We start from the raw sequence: 15238 nt of genomic DNA, 5'->3' as shown, positions 1-15238 counted from the left end.
CCGTGCGGAGTGCTCAGGCCACCGGCGTGCCCGGTTCGGTGAGTGCCGGACGGCGGCTGGCGATCACGCGCCTGGCCAGCGAACGCGGGCTGGTCAGGAAGCCGTACCCCCACGACATGTGCATCGTCGCCAGCGCCACCGGGATCTGCGCCCGCGCCTTCAGCGACAGGCCCTTGCCCGCCGGGAGGGACCCGGCGACGATGGCCGCGACGTAGCCGGCGGGGACGACCAGCGCCCACGGGGTGACCGCGGCGCCCGCCACGAGACCGGCCGCGATCGCGACGACGGCGGTCGGCGGGGCGAGGTAGCGCAGGTTGATCGAGCCGGAGTGATAGCGGGCGACGACGTGCCGCCAGCGGCCGTAGTCCTTGTACTGCTTGGCGAGCGCCCGGACGGAGGGGCGCGGGCGGTACTGCACGCGCAGCTCGGGCGAGAACCAGATCTGCCCGCCGGCCTCGCGGATGCGGAAGTTCAGCTCCCAGTCCTGGGCGCGGATGAACTCGACGTTGTAGCCGCCCGCCTGCTCCAGGGCCTCCCGGCGGAACACGCCCAGGTAGACGGTCTCGGCCGGACCGGCCTGGCCGCCGGTGTGGAAGGCCGCGTTGCCGACGCCGATCTTCGACGTCATGGCCGCCGCGACGGCGTCCTCCCAGGCGTTCTCGCCCTCGGCGTGCATGATGCCGCCGACGTTCTGCGCGCCCGTCTCCTCCAGGAGCCGGACGGCGGTCGCGATGTAGTCGGGCGACAGCATGCCGTGGCCGTCGACGCGCACCACGACGGGGTGGCGCGAGGCCTTGATCGCGGCGTTGAGCGCGGCGGGGGTGCGGCCGGTGGGGTTGGGCACGGTGTGGACCCGGGGGTCTTCCGCGACCAGCTCGGCGGCGATCTCGTCCGTACGGTCCGTGGACGGGCCGAGGGCGATCACCACCTCCATCTCACCGTCGTACTCCTGCTCCAGGATGTGCCGGACGGAGTTCCGGAGATGCCGCTCCTCGTTGAGCACCGGCATGATCACGGAAACGGCGGTGGGCTGCGCGGCAGACATGTGGTCCTCGGGGAGTCCTCGGGAGCGCCGGGGGTCTCGCACCCCACCAGGCGGCGTCATTCGGCCGCCACGTTACCGCGAACGGGGGACAGCGGCGCGCGCCGCCCACTCGCTTACCGGGATGCAGATCGTATGGGCCTACCGTGCGAACGGTCCCCCTCGCACCGCGGAGGTGTCCCCTCGTGCCCACGCCGCATCGCTCCCCCCGTCCGCCGAGACCCCGTGCCGCTCCCCCGCGGCGCGGACGGCCCAGGAAGCAGGACGAGAGACCTCGCTGGGGCATGCGGATGGCTACCACGCTCTCCGTGCTGGTGCTCGGCGCGGGCGGCATCGGCCACGCCGTGGTGACCGGTCTGGAGTCCGGCATCGACCGGATCGACCCGTTCAAGGACATGAAGAACCGGCCCACGGGCGGCCACGGCATGAATCTGCTGCTGGTCGGCACCGACGGCCGCGACAAGATCACCAAGGACGAGAGGCAGAAGTACCGGCTGGGCGGCGAGCCCTGCCACTGCACCGACACGATCATGCTGGTGCACCTGTCCGCGGACAAGGAGCGCGCCAGCGTCGTGAGCCTGCCGCGCGACAGCTACGCCGAGATCCCCGAGCACCGGGACGCGACCACGGGCCAGGAGCACGCGGCCCACCCGGTGAAACTGAACGCCGCCTACGCCGAGGGCGGCCCGAACCTGACCGTGCGGACCGTCGAGCACATGACGGGCGTCAAGATCGACCACTATCTGGAGGTCGACTTCACCAGCTTCATGACGACGGTCGACACCCTCGGCGGCGTGAAGATCTGCACCGCCCGGCCGATGAAGGACTCCTACACCGGCCTCGACCTCGCCGCGGGAACCCACGAGCTGAACGGCGGGCAGGCGCTCCAGTACGTACGCTCCCGGCACATCGACGGCGCCGCCGACCTGGGCCGCATGCAGCGCCAGCAGAAGTTCATGGCCTCGCTGATCAAGCAGGCGACGAGCAGCGGGGTGCTGCTGAACCCGGTGAAGTTCCGCGACGTCGCCTCGACGATGCTGAAGTCCGTACGCGCCGACAGGGGATTCGGTACGGACCGGATGCTGGAGCTCGGCCAGGCGATGCGGGGCTTCTCCGCCGCCTCGTCCGAGTTCACGTCCGTGCCGATGGGCGACGTCGCCTACCGGGTCAAGGGCATCGGCTCGACCGTCAAATGGGACCCGCGGAAGTCGAAGCAGCTGTTCCAGGCGCTGCGCGACGACAAGCCGCTCACCGCGGCCCGGCCCGAGGAGCCGGCGGCGAAGAAGGTCGACGTCCCGCCGAAGCAGATCCGGATCCAGGTCTACAACGGAACCCCGAGGGACGGGCTCGGCTCCATGGTCGACACCGCGCTGCACGCCACGGGCTTCGACACCACCCGCGCCCCGCTGACCGCACCGCAGCGCGACCTGAAGCGCACCCTGGTCACGTACGACCCGCGCTGGGACCGGTCCGCGAGGACCCTGGCGGCGGCTCTCCCGGGGGCGGAGCTGAGGGCCGTGACCGGACAGGGCAGCACGATGAACGTGACCGCGGGCGCGGACTACCGGAAGGTCGAGCGGGTCCGGGCGGCTGATCCCGCCCCGGGCAGGTTCGGCGCGGTGAAGGGCGACGAGGTGGTCTGCCCGTAGCCGTCCGGCCGGGCCCTCAGTCCTCGATGCCCTCGGCGGCGCGCTTCTCGCGCAGTTCCTTGATCGCGCGGCGCCGGGCCAGCCGGTGGGTGCGCCGGATCTGCGCCTCCTGGTAGCGCCGGTTGTCGCGCTCCGTCCCCGGGATCACGGGCGGCACCCGGCGCGGCCTGCCGTCCGCGTCGACCGCCGCGAACACCAGGTACGCGCTGCCGACCTGCTGGGCCGGGGTCGACTCGTTCCAGCGTTCGGCCATGACCCGGACGCCGACCTCCATGGAGGAGCGGCCCGTCCAGTTCACCTGGGCGCGGACGTGAACAAGGTCACCGACGCGGACCGGCTCCAGGAAGACCATTTCGTCCATCGAGGCCGTCACCGCGGGTCCGCCGGAGTGCCGTCCGGCCACGGCGCCCGCCGCGTCGTCGACCAGTTTCATGATCACGCCGCCGTGCACCGTACCCAGCAGATTCGTGTCGCTGCCGGTCATGATGTGGCTGAGGGTCGTCCGGGAGGCCGCGGTCGGCTTGCCCGGAATGTCGCCCTCCGGGCGCGGGGCCTGATCTGTCATGCCCTCCACCTTATGCGGGGGCCGGGAGCCCGTCGCAATGCATCAGCTTCGCAACAGCCCTGGCCCGATTTCCCTCACCCCCTGTAAGAGCGGTGGCCCACACCTGCACACTGGGTCGCATGAACGATTGGCCCGAGGGCTGGACCGACGACAACCGCAGCGGAAACCGCTACGGGCAGGGCAGCGGGAGCGACCGGCCCGAGAGCGCCCGCTCGATGCCGCACGTCCAGCGCCGCCCCGCCCCGCCCCAGCAGCGCCCCGCGCCGGCGAGGCCGCCGCAGGTGCCGCAGCAGCCCGGCGGCTACGGCGACGCCCCCGAGTACGACAGCGGCTACAACACGGGGCAGGTCTACGGCGGTGGCCAGGGCGGTCGCGGCGGTGGCGGATACGGCGGCGGGCCCGGCGACGGCGGATACGTCCAGGGCCGCCCGACGGCAGCGCCCGACTGGCGCCGCCGGATCAAGATCGGCGCGCTGGCCCTCGTGGTCGTGGTGCTCGCCGTCTCCGTGGGCACGTACTTCTGGGCCGACTCCAAGCTGAAGCGCGAGGTCGATCTCTCGAAGGTCATCGAGCGTCCGAAGGCGGGCGACGGCACGAACTACCTGATCGTCGGCTCCGACAGCCGCGCGGGCATGACGTCCGAGGACAAGAAGAGGCTCCACACCGGTTCCGCCGAGGGCAAGCGGACCGACTCGATGATGATCCTGCACGACGGCTCCAACGGCCCGACGCTGGTCTCGCTGCCCCGTGACTCGAACGTCGAGATCCCCTCGTTCGTCGGCTCCGAGTCCGGCAAGAGGTACGAGGGCAAGGGCCGTACGACGAAGCTGAACGCCGCGTACGCCGAGGACGGCCCCGAGCTCCTCGTCCGCACCGTCGAGTTCAACACCGGGCTGCACATCGACCACTACGTCGAGATCGGCTTCGGCGGCTTCGCCAAGATCGTGGACGCCATCGGCGGCGTGGAGCTGGACATCCCCAAGGCGTTCAAGGACAAGTACTCCGGCGCCGACTTCCAGGCCGGGAAGCAGACGCTCGACGGCCAGCAGGCCCTCGCCTTCGTCCGGACCCGGCACGCCTTCGCCTCCGACCTGGACCGTACGAAGAACCAGCAGAAGTTCCTCGCGGCGCTGGCGAGCCAGACGGCGACGCCGTCGACGATCATCAACCCGTTCAAGCTGTACCCGACGATGGGCGCGGGTCTGGACACCCTCATCGTCGACAAGGACATGTCGCTCTGGGACCTGGGCCAGATGTTCTTCGCGATGAAGGGCGTCACGGGCGGCGACGGCGCGTCGCTGAACATGCCGATCTCCGGCTCCACGGGCAACAACCTCGTCTGGGACAAGGCCAAGGTCAAGCAGCTCGTCGAGCAGCTCAACAACGACGAGAAGGTCACGGTCACCGGCAGCTGACCGCGGACGTCACCCGGGGCCCGGACGGCTGAACCGTCCGGGCCCCGGGCTGTCCGGCCGTCCGTCTACGCCGCCCCGTGGGCCAGCACCGCCGCGTGCGGCAGCACCAACAGGCCGTCCTCGCCCTCGAACTCCCCGCACAACAGGTCGTACTCCCGCTTGGCGGCGGCCACGCCCTCCGGACCGCGGCTGTGGACGAGCTGCCCGATCGCGGCGACCCCGGCCGCGGGCCCCGCCCACCAGTCCTCGGCGTGGGCCCGGTGGTCCCAGTCCACCCGTTCACTCCGTACGTCCCCGAGTCCGGCGGCCGACAGCAGCGCTCCCAGCCCGTCCGGGGTCCGCGGGAAGTCGTGTTCCTCGTCGACCCCGGCCAGCCAGTCCGGCCGGACCAGCCCGGCGGCCTGGGCAGCCCGGCCGATCAACGCCTGGCCCGGGCTCCCCGGCACCTGCCAGATGGTGACGGCGATCCGGCCGCCGGGACGGGTGACCCGGCGCAGTTCGACGAGCGCGTCCAGCGGCCGGCCGACGTGGTTGAGCACGAAGTTCGCCACGACGGCGTCGAACTCGCCGTCCTGGTAGGGCAGCTGGGGCAGCGCGCCGATGCGCACGTCGACTCCGGGCGCCGCCCGCCGGGTGGCCGCGACCATGCCGGGTTCGGCGTCCACGGCCCGTACGAGGGCACCGCGTCCGGCGGCGGCCACCGTCACGCTGCCGCTGCCGCACCCCACGTCGAGCAGGCGCGTCCCCGCGGCGGTGGACGCGGCGTCCAGCAGAGCGGGGACCGTATGGGCGCAGAGGCGGGCGAAGGTGCGGGCGTAGCTCCCGGCGCGGCCGTCCCAGATCCGCCGCTCACTCACGTCGAACGCGGTCACCGGGCTCCTCCCGACGGGCCTTGCGGCTCCACCTCGTCCAGGTCCTCGTGGAGCGCGCCCAGGATCCGCCCCGTCGGCTCCCCCTCCGGCGACAGTTCGGCCAGACGCCAGCCGGGCAACCGCGCCACGGTCTCGGGCGGCAGATCGCCGTCCCCGGGATCGGCCAGCCCGCAGAGGAGCCCGAACGCGGTCTCCCTCGCGACCTCCCGGGCGATCTCGCCCAGCTCGCCGGGCGTCATCCCCAGCCGCAACGCCCGTTCGACGGCCGCGCTCGCCGGACCCCCCTCCCGGTAGGCCTCGACCCATGCCGGAGCCGCCGAGCTCCACGCGTCGATGTCCTGCCACGCCATGCGCAGGAACCTGAAGCGGGCCAGCTGAGGGATGTCCTCCTCGGCCTCCGACTCGGCCCAGCCCGATGCGTCGTCGGCCCCCAGCGCCTGGAACAGGACGGTGAGCGTGTCGATATCCGTCATGGAGAGGGAAGGTACGCCACGGGACCGGGCCGCTCCCGCCCGGGCGTGCGTCGTTCACGCCGCCCGTCACCCTGTTGTTCAGACGCACACCGAGGCGGCGAACAGTGCGGCCGCCACGGCGACAGCACACACCGGGGTGTTCGCGTCCCGTCCGCGCCCGCCCTGACGGGCACCCTGCGGCGGGCGGGTCCGCACCGGTGAGGGCTGGTGAGGGCGCCCGCGCCTCCGTTGCCCTCGCGCCGGCCGGTTCGGCCGGCGGGCCCCCGACCGGGCGTTCGCCGTCAGGCGGACCGGCCGGCGCGGGTTCCGGGCTCCCGAGGCAACGGCGCGCGCACCACCCCTGCCCCACAGACGCCCATCCCGAGGATGCCCACCGCCACCAGGGCGCCGGCCGTCGACGGCCGCACCATGAGCAGCAGGGCGATCGGGCCCAGCGCCCCCGCGGACATCGCTGCGGTGAGGGTCACCGCCCAGCGCACGCCTCGCGGGACGCCGCGCTGGAGCACGATGATTCCGCCTGCCACCGCGGCGATCACGATCGCCGCCACCAGGAGCGTCCCCCACGACGCACCGGGAACGCCGGGTCCGAAGTCCTCCTCACGCCTCGCGCCACTGCTGACGGTCCATATCCACAACGCGGCGCCCAGGGCCGCTTCACCGACCGCCCCGTAGGCGAGGTAGTACCTCTTCGTGTGGCGTACTGCGGTGCTCTTCCCCATGGGTGGTCAGTCCTTCGATCGGGTTCGCGACGAGGGAGCCCTCATACACGGCGAACATCCAGCGGCGGACCGCCGGGGCCCGCGCAGGGCGATCACACCGTACGGTCTGCCGCGCTCGCGCCCGGCGCAGTTCAGCGGGCCGGGCCTCCGGCAGCCGTCGTAGGCTCGGGCCGTACGCGAGGAACGGGAGGTTCCGGTGGCCGGGACGACAGTGGACGCGGTGATGGCCGAGCTCGCCTCGCTCGACGACCCGAAGGCACGCGCGGTCAACGCGAGACACGGCGACGACCACGGTGTGAACCTCGGCAAGCTGCGGGCGATCGCGAAGCGGCTGAAGACCCAGCAGGAGCTCGCCGGCGAGCTCTGGGCGACGGACGACACCGCGGCACGGCTGCTGGCGATCCTGATCTGCCGTCCGAAGGCGTTCGGGCGGGAGGAGTTGGACGCCATGGTGCGCGAGGCGCGCGCGCCCAAGGTGCACGACTGGCTCGTGAACTACGTGGTGAAGAAGAGCCCGCACGCCGAAGAGCTGCGCCTCGCCTGGTCCGCCGATCCGGACCCGGTGGTCGCCGCGGCCGGCTGGGCGCTGACCACCGAGCGCGTGGCGAAGAAGCCCGAGGGCCTCGACCTCGCGGGACTGCTCGACGTCATCGAGGCGGAGATGAAGGACGCCCCGGACCGCCTGCAGTGGGCGATGAACCACTGCCTGGCGCAGATCGGGATCACGCACCCCGGGCACCGCGCCCGTGCCCTCGCCATCGGCGAGCGCCTGGAGGTGCTCAAGGACTACCCGACGCCCCCAGGCTGCACGTCGCCGTACGCGCCCGTATGGATCACCGAGATCGTGCGCCGGCAGCAGGGCGGTTAGGGCGTGTTTCGACAGTAGCGCCGTCCGCCCGAAGGGCGGGCCCCGCGGCGTCTGGTGCGTGCGATCGCAAGGCGTGGACATGGTCTCGTAGCGGAGCTACTAGGGCATTTCCACAACGCGGCGAGCGTGCGTGCCAGGCGTCGCGGGGCAGGCGGGACTTTCAAAACACGCCCTAGGGCCACGACAGCGCCCCGCACCCCGACGTGCGCGGGTGCGGGGCGCGGGAGCCGCCGGCCGTTACGGCAGGTTGCGCGCCATCACGATGCGCTGGACCTGGTTCGTTCCCTCGTAGATCTGGGTGATCTTGGCGTCGCGCATCATCCGCTCCACCGGGTAGTCCCGCGTGTAGCCGTAGCCGCCGAGCAGCTGGACGGCGTCCGTGGTGATCTCCATCGCGACGTCGGAGGCGAAGCACTTGGCCGCGGCGCCGAAGAAGGTGAGGTCGGCGTCGAGGCGCTCGGACTTGGCGGCGGCCGAGTAGGTGAGCTGGCGGGCCGCTTCCAGCTTCATGGCCATGTCGGCGAGCATGAACTGGACGCCCTGGAAGTCGCCGATCGGCTTGCCGAACTGCTTGCGCTCCTGGACGTAGCCCTTGGCGTAGTCCAGCGCGCCCTGGGCGACGCCGAGCGCCTGGGCCGCGATCGTGATGCGGGTGTGGTCCAGGGTCTTCATCGCGGTGGCGAAGCCGGTGCCCTCCTCGCCGATCATGCGGTCGGCGGGGATGCGGACGTTGTCGAAGTAGACCTCGCGGGTCGGGGAGCCCTTGATGCCCAGCTTCTTCTCCGGGGCGCCGAAGGAGACGCCCTCGTCCGACTTCTCGACGACGAAGGCCGAGATGCCCTTGGAGCGCTTGGTCGGGTCGGTGACCGCCATGACCGTGTAGTACTCGGAGACGCCCGCGTTCGTGATCCAGCGCTTCACGCCGTTGAGGACCCAGAAGTCGCCGTCGCGCACGGCCCGGGTCTTCATGCCGGCGGCGTCGGAGCCCGCGTCCGGCTCGGAGAGCGCGTACGAGAACATCGCGTCGCCCTTGGCGAGCGGGCCGAGGTACTTCTTCTTCAGGTCCTCGGAACCGGACAGGATCACCGGGAGCGAGCCGAGCTTGTTCACCGCGGGGATGAGGGAGGAGGAGACGCAGGCACGGGCGACCTCCTCGATCACGATGACCGTGGCGAGCGCGTCGGCGCCCGCGCCGCCGTACTCCTCCGGTACGTGGACCGCGTGCAGGTCGGCGGCGGTGAGGGCGTCCAGCGCCTCCTGCGGGAAGCGGGCCTCCTCGTCGACCGCGGCCGCGTGCGGGGCGATCTTCGCCTCGGCGAGCGCGCGCACCGTCTCACGGAGCATGTCGTGCTCCTCGGCCGGACGGTACAGGTCGAAATCGGTCGAACCCGCCAAGACGCTCACTCCCCAAGATGCTAACTACCGTTAAGTAACCCAATTTTAGGCGTCTCCCCCGGCGTAGGCATACGTGCTGGGGCCGTGAGCTTCGCGACAGCCGGAATGGGACGTTTCAAAGGCAGGACTATGCTCGTTCACCGCACGTCTGTCCGCACCTCACAGGAGCACTACATGGCCCTCAGGATCACTGTGATCGGCACCGGCTACCTCGGCGCCACCCACGCCGCGGCCATGGCGGAACTGGGCTTCGAGGTCCTGGGCCTCGACGTCGTGCCCGAGAAGATCGAGATGCTCTCCGCCGGCCGGGTCCCGATGTACGAGCCGGGGCTGGAAGAGATCCTGAAGAAGCATGTCGCGGGCATCGACGGATCCACCGGGCGGCTGCGGTTCACCACCTCGTGGGAAGAGGTGGCGGAATTCGGCGATGTTCATTTCGTCTGCACCAATACGCCGCAGAAGCACGGCGAATACGCGTGCGACATGAGTTACGTGGAGAGCGCCTTCGATTCGCTCGCCCCCCTCCTGACGCGGCCCGCGCTGGTCGTCGGCAAGTCCACCGTGCCGGTCGGCTCCGCTGCCCGGCTCGCGGCGCGGCTCGTCGAGCTCGCCCCCGTGGGCGAGGGCGCCGAGCTGGCCTGGAACCCGGAGTTCCTGCGCGAGGGCTTCGCCGTCAACGACACCCTGCACCCGGACCGGATCGTCGTCGGCGTGGAGAGCGAGCGCGCCGAGAAGACGCTGCGCGAGGTGTACGCCGGACCGGTCGCGGAGGGCTCCCCCTTCGTGGTGACGGACTTCCCGACCGCCGAACTGGTGAAGACCTCCGCCAACTCCTTCCTCGCCACCAAGATCTCGTTCATCAACGCCATGGCGGAGGTCTGCGAGGCCGCCGACGGCGACGTGGTGAAGCTCGCCGAGGCGATCGGCCACGACGAGCGCATCGGGAAGAAGTTCCTGCGGGCCGGGATCGGCTTCGGCGGCGGCTGCCTCCCCAAGGACATCCGCGCCTTCATGGCGCGCGCCGGCGAGCTGGGTGCCGACCAGGCGCTGACCTTCCTCCGTGAGGTCGACTCCATCAACATGCGCCGGCGCGGCCACATGGTGGAACTGGCCCGGGAGGCCGTCGGCGGCGACTCCTTCCTCGGCAAGCGGGTCGCCGTGCTGGGCGCGACGTTCAAGCCGGACTCGGACGACGTACGCGACTCACCGGCGCTGAACGTCGCCGGGCAGATCCACCTCCAGGGCGCCCAGGTCACGGTGTTCGACCCGAAGGGCATGGACAACGCCCGGCGGCTCTTCCCCACCCTCGGCTACGCCGACACCGCTCTCGACGCCGTGCGCGGCGCGGATGCCGTGCTCCACCTCACCGAGTGGCGCGAGTTCCGCGAGCTGGACCCGGAGGCGCTGGGCCAGGTCGCCGGCCGCCGCATCATCCTGGACGGGCGCAACGCCCTGGACCCGGCGGTGTGGCGCGAGGCCGGCTGGACGTACCGGGCGATGGGACGGCCGAAGGCCTGAGCCGGGAGCCCGCCCCTCAGTCGCGTTTCGCGCGGTACGTGCGCATCTTCGCCCGGGCCCCGCACACCGACATGGAGCACCACCGGCGGCGTCCCCCCGGGCTGCGGTCGTAGTACACCCAGCGGCAGTCCGCCGCCTCGCACGCCTTGAGCCGGGCCCAGGCGCCGTCGGCCGACGCGGCGGCGACGGCCGCGGCGACCCGGGCGGTCAGCCCGGGCGGCTCCTCGACGGGGCGCAGCGAAGCCGCGCCCTCCTCGTCCACCGTGACGCGCAGCGGCGCGCCGGCGAGGAGCCGGTCGAGCACGGACACCGGGGCGGCATCGGACGGGTGGTGGCCGGCATGGGCGAGGCAGGCGGCGCGCAGGGCCTCGCGGAGGACGCGGGCGGCCGGGACGTCCGGCTCGGCGAGGTCGAGCGCGGCGCGTCCGGCGGCCGTGTCGAGGGCGTCCGCACCGGTCTCGACGTTCAGGGTGTTGACCAGGGCTTCGACCAGCGCGAGCCCGCCGGGCGCGGAATCCCTCTCATTCATGGTTGCGACGTTACCTCCATTGCGGGAGCATGCAGTAACGGTGACCGGTTGACGAGCTCAACCGGTAACCACCTGTCCGCACCTGACCGAGGAGAGAACGTCATGGCCGTAGCCAAGCTGGGCTCCGTCGTCCTGGACTGCCCCGACCCCGTCGCCCTGGCCGGTTTCTACGTCGGACTGCTCGGCGGGAGGGCCGAGCGGCACGAGGACTGGGTGGATCTCGCCGGAGTCACCGGCACGCCGCTCGCCTTCCAGGCCGCGCCCGGATTCGTACCGCCGCAGTGGCCGCGTCCGGACGCGTCGCAGCAGTTCCATCTGGATCTGACCGTGCCGGACCTCGACGCGGCCGAGAAGGAGGTGCTGGCGCTGGGAGCGACGGTGCTCGACGCGGAGGACCGGGAGCGGACCTTCCGGGTCTACGCCGATCCGGCGGGGCACCCGTTCTGTCTCTGCGCCGGCTGAGACGCGCGCGGCCGCCCCGAGGGCTCAGGCCCCCGGGGCGTCCAGCTGCTCGATCGTGGCGTGGGACGGGGCGCGGCGGGCCTGCAGGTCCCGGGCCACGTCCTCGGCGGCGCGCAGCACCCGCACCGCGTTCTGCCAGGTGAGCTTGGCGAGGTCGGCGGTCGACCAGCCGCGGCCCAGGAGCTCCGCGATCAGGTTCGGATAGCCGGCGACGTCTTCGAGGCCCTGCGGGAGGAACGCGGTGCCGTCGTAGTCGCCGCCGATGCCGATGTGGTCGGCCCCGGCGACCTCGCGCATGTGGTCGAGGTGGTCGGCGATCGTGGCCACCGTCGCCCTCGGGCGGGGGTGGGCCGCCTCGAACGCGGCGTGGATCTTCATCGCCCGCTCGGTGGTGTCCAGGTGGTGCAGTCCGTGGTCCCGCATGTTGGCGTCCGCGGCGTTCGTCCAGGCGACGGCCTCCGGCAGCACGAACTTCGGCACGAAGGTCGCCATGGCGATGCCCCCGTTGGCCGGGAGCTGTGCGAGGACGTCGTCGGGGATGTTGCGCGGGTGGTCGCAGACCGCCCGCGCCGAGGAGTGCGAGAACATCACCGGCGCGGTCGAGGTGGCGAGCGCGTCGCGCATCGTCGTCGCCGCGACGTGCGAGAGGTCCACCAGCATGCCGGTCCGGTTCATCTCCCGTACGACCTCGTGGCCGAACGGGGAGAGGCCGCCGACGCCCGGGGCGTCCGTCGCCGAGTCCGCCCAGGCGATGTTGTCGTTGTGGGTGAGCGTCATGTAGCGGACGCCCAGAGCGTGCAGGGCGCGCAGGGTGCCCAGCGAGTTGTGGATGGAGTGGCCGCCCTCGGCCCCCATCAGGGAGGCGATCCGGCCCTCGGAGCGGGCCGCCTCCATGTCGTCGGCCGTCAGGGCGCGGCGCAGGTCGGCGGGGTGGCGTTCCAGCAGTTCGGCGACGGCGTCGATCTGTTCCAGGGTGGCGGCGACGGCGGTGTCGCCCGCCATGTCGGACCGTACGTACACGGACCAGAACTGGGCTCCGACTCCCCCGGCGCGCAGCCGGGGGATGTCGGTGTGGAGGTGGGCCGACTGGTCGGTGGCGATGTCGCGGGCGTCCAGGTCGTAGCCGACCTGCTCGCGCAGCGCCCACGGCAGGTCGTTGTGGCCGTCGACGACGGGGTACTCCGCGAGGAGTGCCCGGGCCCGGTCCAGTCGGTCCGTCACGGTTCCTACTTCCCGAAGCCGAAGGTGTCGGGGTTGCCGGCCTTGCTGCGCAGGCGCTTGCCCTTCTCGGTGGCCTGGTCGTTCAGGTCGGAGAGGAACTCCGTCATGCGGTTCCGCAGCTCGGCGTCGTGGGCGGCGAGCATGCGGACGGCCAGCAGGCCCGCGTTGCGCGCGCCGGCGATGGAGACGGTGGCGACGGGGATGCCGGCGGGCATCTGCACGATGGACATGAGGCTGTCCATGCCGTCCAGGTACTTCAGCGGGACCGGCACACCGATGACGGGCAGCGGGGTGACGGAGGCCAGCATGCCGGGCAGGTGGGCGGCGCCGCCCGCACCGGCGATGATCGCCCGGAGGCCCCGGCCCGCGGCGTTCTCGCCGTACGCGATCATTTCGCGCGGCATGCGGTGGGCCGAGACGACGTCGACCTCGTACGGGATCTCGAACTCGTCCAGCGCCTTCGCCGCGGCTTCCATGACGGGCCAGTCGGAGTCCGAGCCCATGACGATGCCGACGACGGGGGCGGAGCCTTGTGCGGTCATTCGGTGATCGTTCCTCGCAGGTAGTCGGCCGCGTGCCGGGCGCGCTCCCGCACGTCCGCCAGGTCGTCGCCGTAGGTGTTGACGTGGCCGACCTTCCGGCCGGGCTTCACGTCCTTGCCGTACATGTGGATCTTGAGCTGCGGGTCGCGGGCCATGCAGTGCAGGTAGGCCTGGTACATGTCCGGGAAGTCGCCGCCCAGCACGTTGGACATGACCGTCCAGGGGGCGCGCGGGCGGGGATCGCCGAGCGGGAGGTCCAGGACGGCCCGGACGTGGTTGGCGAACTGCGAGGTGATCGCGCCGTCCTGCGTCCAGTGCCCGGAGTTGTGCGGGCGCATCGCCAGTTCGTTGACGAGGATCTGCCCGTCGCGGGTCTCGAACAGTTCGACGGCGAGGTGGCCGACGACGCCGAGTTCGGCGGCGATGCGGAGGGCGAGCTGCTGGGCCTGTCCGGCGAGGTCCTCGCTCAGGCCGGGGGCCGGGGCGATGACCGTGTCGCAGACGCCGTCGACCTGGACGGACTCCACGACCGGGTAGGCGACGGCCTGGCCGTGCGGCGAGCGGACGATGTTGGCCGCCAGCTCCCGTGCGAAGTCGACCTTCTCCTCGGCGAGGACGGGGACACCCGCCCGGAAGGGGTCGGCCGCGTCCGCCTCGGAGCGGACCACCCACACGCCCTTGCCGTCGTAGCCGCCGCGCACGGTCTTGAGGATGACCGGGAAGCCGCCCACCTCCTCGGCGAAGGCCGCGGCGTCGGCCGGGTCCTCCACGATGCGGTGGCGGGGGCAGGGCGCGCCGATCTCGGTGAGCTTCGCGCGCATCACCCCCTTGTCCTGGGCGTGCACCAGCGCGTCGGGGCCGGGGCGCACGGGGATGCCGTCCGCCTCCAGGGCCCGCAGATGCTCGGTGGGCACGTGCTCGTGATCGAACGTGATCACGTCACAGCCGCGCGCGAAGGCGCGCAGCGTGTCCAGGTCGCGATAGTCGCCGACGACGACTTCGCTCACCACCTGGGCCGCCGAGTCCTGAGCGGTGTCACTGAGGAGCTTGAACTTGATGCCGAGGGGGATGCCCGCCTCGTGGGTCATACGGGCGAGCTGACCGCCACCGACCATGCCGACTACCGGGAACGTCACTCCTCCAGGGTATCCGCACCCCGCGGGACCGTCGGACGATGCCCCGTCGGCGCCCCGTGGCCGGTCCGGGGGTCCCGGGCGGGCCACGGGTGTGTCACGGCCCCCCGCGCCCGTCCGCGTACTCACGGGCAGCCGACGGGCCGCCTGGTTAGCATGGCTGGGTTGACGGGACCGAACCCGAACTCGAAGCAGGACCGACAGACGGGCTGAGCGATCACCATGAGCGAACGGGGCGCATTGCGGGTCCGGCTGGATCTGCTGGCCCGGGAGGTGGCCAAGTTCGGCGTGGTCGGCGCGGTCGGCCTGGTCGTCAATATCGCCGTTTCCAACCTGCTGTGGCGCTACACGGACATCCCGACGGTGCGAGCGGGTCTGCTGGCCACTCTCGTCGCGATCCTCTGCAACTACGTCGGCTTCCGCTACTGGACGTACCGGGACCGCGACAAGACCGGCCGGACCCGGGAGCTGACGCTGTTCCTGCTGTTCAGCGTGGTCGGTGCGGTCATCGAGACGGGTGTGCTGTACGCGGCGACGTACGGATTCGGCTGGGACACGCCGGTCCAGAGCAACGTCTTCAAGATCGTCGGAATCGGCATCGCGACGCTGTTCCGCTTCTGGTCCTACCGCACATGGGTCTTCCGGGCGCTGCCCGACGGGGAGACGCTGCCCGCCGGAGAGGCGTCGGCCGACGTTCCGCCGGCCGACGGGGAGGCGCTGCCCGACAAAGGCGTCGTGACCACGGAGGGCGTCGCGCAGGGGCGCGCCGTCCCGGTACCCGCTCCTGCCCAGGCCGCCGCCGTACGCGCCGAGGCGGACCCGGCGCGGCGGTAAC

The 15238-nt window shown here is 71.8% G+C and carries 16 protein-coding genes; 6 read left to right on the top strand and 10 right to left on the bottom strand.

Annotation, left to right across the window (positions count from 1 at the left end; all coding sequences use genetic code 11):
* Positions 1-13: 13 nt before the first annotated feature.
* Entirely contained in the window at positions 14-1045 is a 1032-nt protein-coding gene (locus E6R60_RS30305; protein ID WP_136329890.1) for a glycosyltransferase family 2 protein, read from the bottom strand.
* A gap of 281 nt (positions 1046-1326) precedes the next feature.
* On the opposite strand from E6R60_RS30305, the gene E6R60_RS30300 reads away from it, so the two are divergent.
* Positions 1327-2691, top strand: a complete 1365-nt coding sequence (locus tag E6R60_RS30300) for an LCP family protein (protein WP_136329889.1) — start codon at positions 1327-1329, stop codon at positions 2689-2691.
* A 16-nt stretch (positions 2692-2707) separates the two neighbouring features.
* Here the strand turns inward: E6R60_RS30300 and E6R60_RS30295 are convergent, their stop codons facing one another.
* Positions 2708-3256, bottom strand: coding sequence for an acyl-CoA thioesterase (locus E6R60_RS30295; RefSeq protein WP_136329888.1), 549 nt, complete (start codon positions 3254-3256; stop codon positions 2708-2710).
* 119 nt (positions 3257-3375) lie between these two features.
* Between E6R60_RS30295 and E6R60_RS30290 the strand changes: the two genes are divergently transcribed.
* Positions 3376-4671, top strand: a complete 1296-nt coding sequence (locus tag E6R60_RS30290) for an LCP family protein (RefSeq protein WP_136329887.1) — start codon at positions 3376-3378, stop codon at positions 4669-4671.
* A gap of 65 nt (positions 4672-4736) precedes the next feature.
* On the opposite strand, the gene E6R60_RS30285 is transcribed toward E6R60_RS30290, so the two are convergent.
* The 3 genes from E6R60_RS30285 to E6R60_RS30275 all read right to left on the bottom strand — a co-directional run bounded on the left by E6R60_RS30285 (position 4737) and on the right by E6R60_RS30275 (position 6735).
* Positions 4737-5543 carry a class I SAM-dependent methyltransferase gene (locus E6R60_RS30285; RefSeq protein ID WP_136329886.1) on the bottom strand — a complete coding sequence of 269 codons (807 nt, stop codon included), beginning with the start codon at positions 5541-5543 and terminating at the stop codon, positions 4737-4739.
* The gene (locus E6R60_RS30280; RefSeq protein ID WP_136329885.1) at positions 5540-6016 is read right to left on the bottom strand and encodes a hypothetical protein; all 477 of its coding nucleotides are present in this window, start codon (positions 6014-6016) and stop codon (positions 5540-5542) included. Before E6R60_RS30280 ends, E6R60_RS30285 begins: the two co-directional genes overlap by 4 nt.
* A gap of 281 nt (positions 6017-6297) precedes the next feature.
* Positions 6298-6735 (bottom strand): hypothetical protein, encoded by a 438-nt coding sequence (locus tag E6R60_RS30275; protein WP_136329884.1) that lies wholly within the window; start codon positions 6733-6735, stop codon positions 6298-6300.
* Between the two features lie 223 nt (positions 6736-6958).
* Here E6R60_RS30275 and E6R60_RS30270 point away from each other — a divergent pair, with 223 nt between their 5' ends.
* Complete coding sequence (locus E6R60_RS30270; RefSeq protein WP_136329919.1) at positions 6959-7603, top strand: DNA alkylation repair protein; 645 nt, start codon at positions 6959-6961, stop codon at positions 7601-7603.
* A 237-nt stretch (positions 7604-7840) separates the two neighbouring features.
* Here the strand turns inward: E6R60_RS30270 and E6R60_RS30265 are convergent, their stop codons facing one another.
* Positions 7841-8998: an acyl-CoA dehydrogenase family protein gene (locus E6R60_RS30265; protein ID WP_136329918.1), complete on the bottom strand. Its 1158-nt coding sequence runs from the start codon at positions 8996-8998 to the stop codon at positions 7841-7843.
* A 174-nt stretch (positions 8999-9172) separates the two neighbouring features.
* Between E6R60_RS30265 and E6R60_RS30260 the strand changes: the two genes are divergently transcribed.
* On the top strand, positions 9173-10516 hold the full coding sequence (locus E6R60_RS30260) for a UDP-glucose/GDP-mannose dehydrogenase family protein (protein ID WP_136329883.1): 1344 nt from the start codon (positions 9173-9175) through the stop codon (positions 10514-10516).
* Between the two features lie 16 nt (positions 10517-10532).
* Here E6R60_RS30260 and E6R60_RS30255 read toward each other — a convergent pair whose 3' ends face one another.
* Positions 10533-11045, bottom strand: a complete 513-nt coding sequence (locus E6R60_RS30255; protein ID WP_136329882.1) for a CGNR zinc finger domain-containing protein — start codon at positions 11043-11045, stop codon at positions 10533-10535.
* Positions 11046-11147: 102 nt separating this feature from the next.
* On the opposite strand from E6R60_RS30255, the gene E6R60_RS30250 reads away from it, so the two are divergent.
* On the top strand, positions 11148-11507 hold the full coding sequence (locus E6R60_RS30250) for a VOC family protein (RefSeq protein WP_136329881.1): 360 nt from the start codon (positions 11148-11150) through the stop codon (positions 11505-11507).
* 24 nt (positions 11508-11531) lie between these two features.
* Here E6R60_RS30250 and E6R60_RS30245 read toward each other — a convergent pair whose 3' ends face one another.
* From E6R60_RS30245 to E6R60_RS30235, 3 genes are read right to left on the bottom strand one after another with little or no spacing between them, the layout of a single operon-like run.
* Positions 11532-12728: a dipeptidase gene (locus E6R60_RS30245; RefSeq protein ID WP_136329880.1), complete on the bottom strand. Its 1197-nt coding sequence runs from the start codon at positions 12726-12728 to the stop codon at positions 11532-11534.
* Positions 12729-12733: 5 nt separating this feature from the next.
* Positions 12734-13270, bottom strand: a complete 537-nt coding sequence (purE, locus tag E6R60_RS30240; RefSeq protein ID WP_136329879.1) for a 5-(carboxyamino)imidazole ribonucleotide mutase — start codon at positions 13268-13270, stop codon at positions 12734-12736.
* Positions 13267-14406 carry a 5-(carboxyamino)imidazole ribonucleotide synthase gene (locus E6R60_RS30235; protein WP_206309553.1) on the bottom strand — a complete coding sequence of 380 codons (1140 nt, stop codon included), beginning with the start codon at positions 14404-14406 and terminating at the stop codon, positions 13267-13269. Before E6R60_RS30235 ends, purE begins: the two co-directional genes overlap by 4 nt.
* A gap of 219 nt (positions 14407-14625) precedes the next feature.
* On the opposite strand from E6R60_RS30235, the gene E6R60_RS30230 reads away from it, so the two are divergent.
* Complete coding sequence (locus E6R60_RS30230) at positions 14626-15237, top strand: GtrA family protein (protein ID WP_136329878.1); 612 nt, start codon at positions 14626-14628, stop codon at positions 15235-15237.
* The last annotated feature ends 1 nt before the right edge of the window (position 15238 follow it).

Origin of the sequence: Streptomyces sp. A0642 (assembly GCF_004795105.1) — a bacterium.
Lineage (GTDB): Bacteria > Actinomycetota > Actinomycetes > Streptomycetales > Streptomycetaceae > Streptomyces.
The sequence above is the reverse complement of the archived record's forward strand: the minus strand, read 5'-3'. Positions and strand labels throughout refer to the sequence as shown.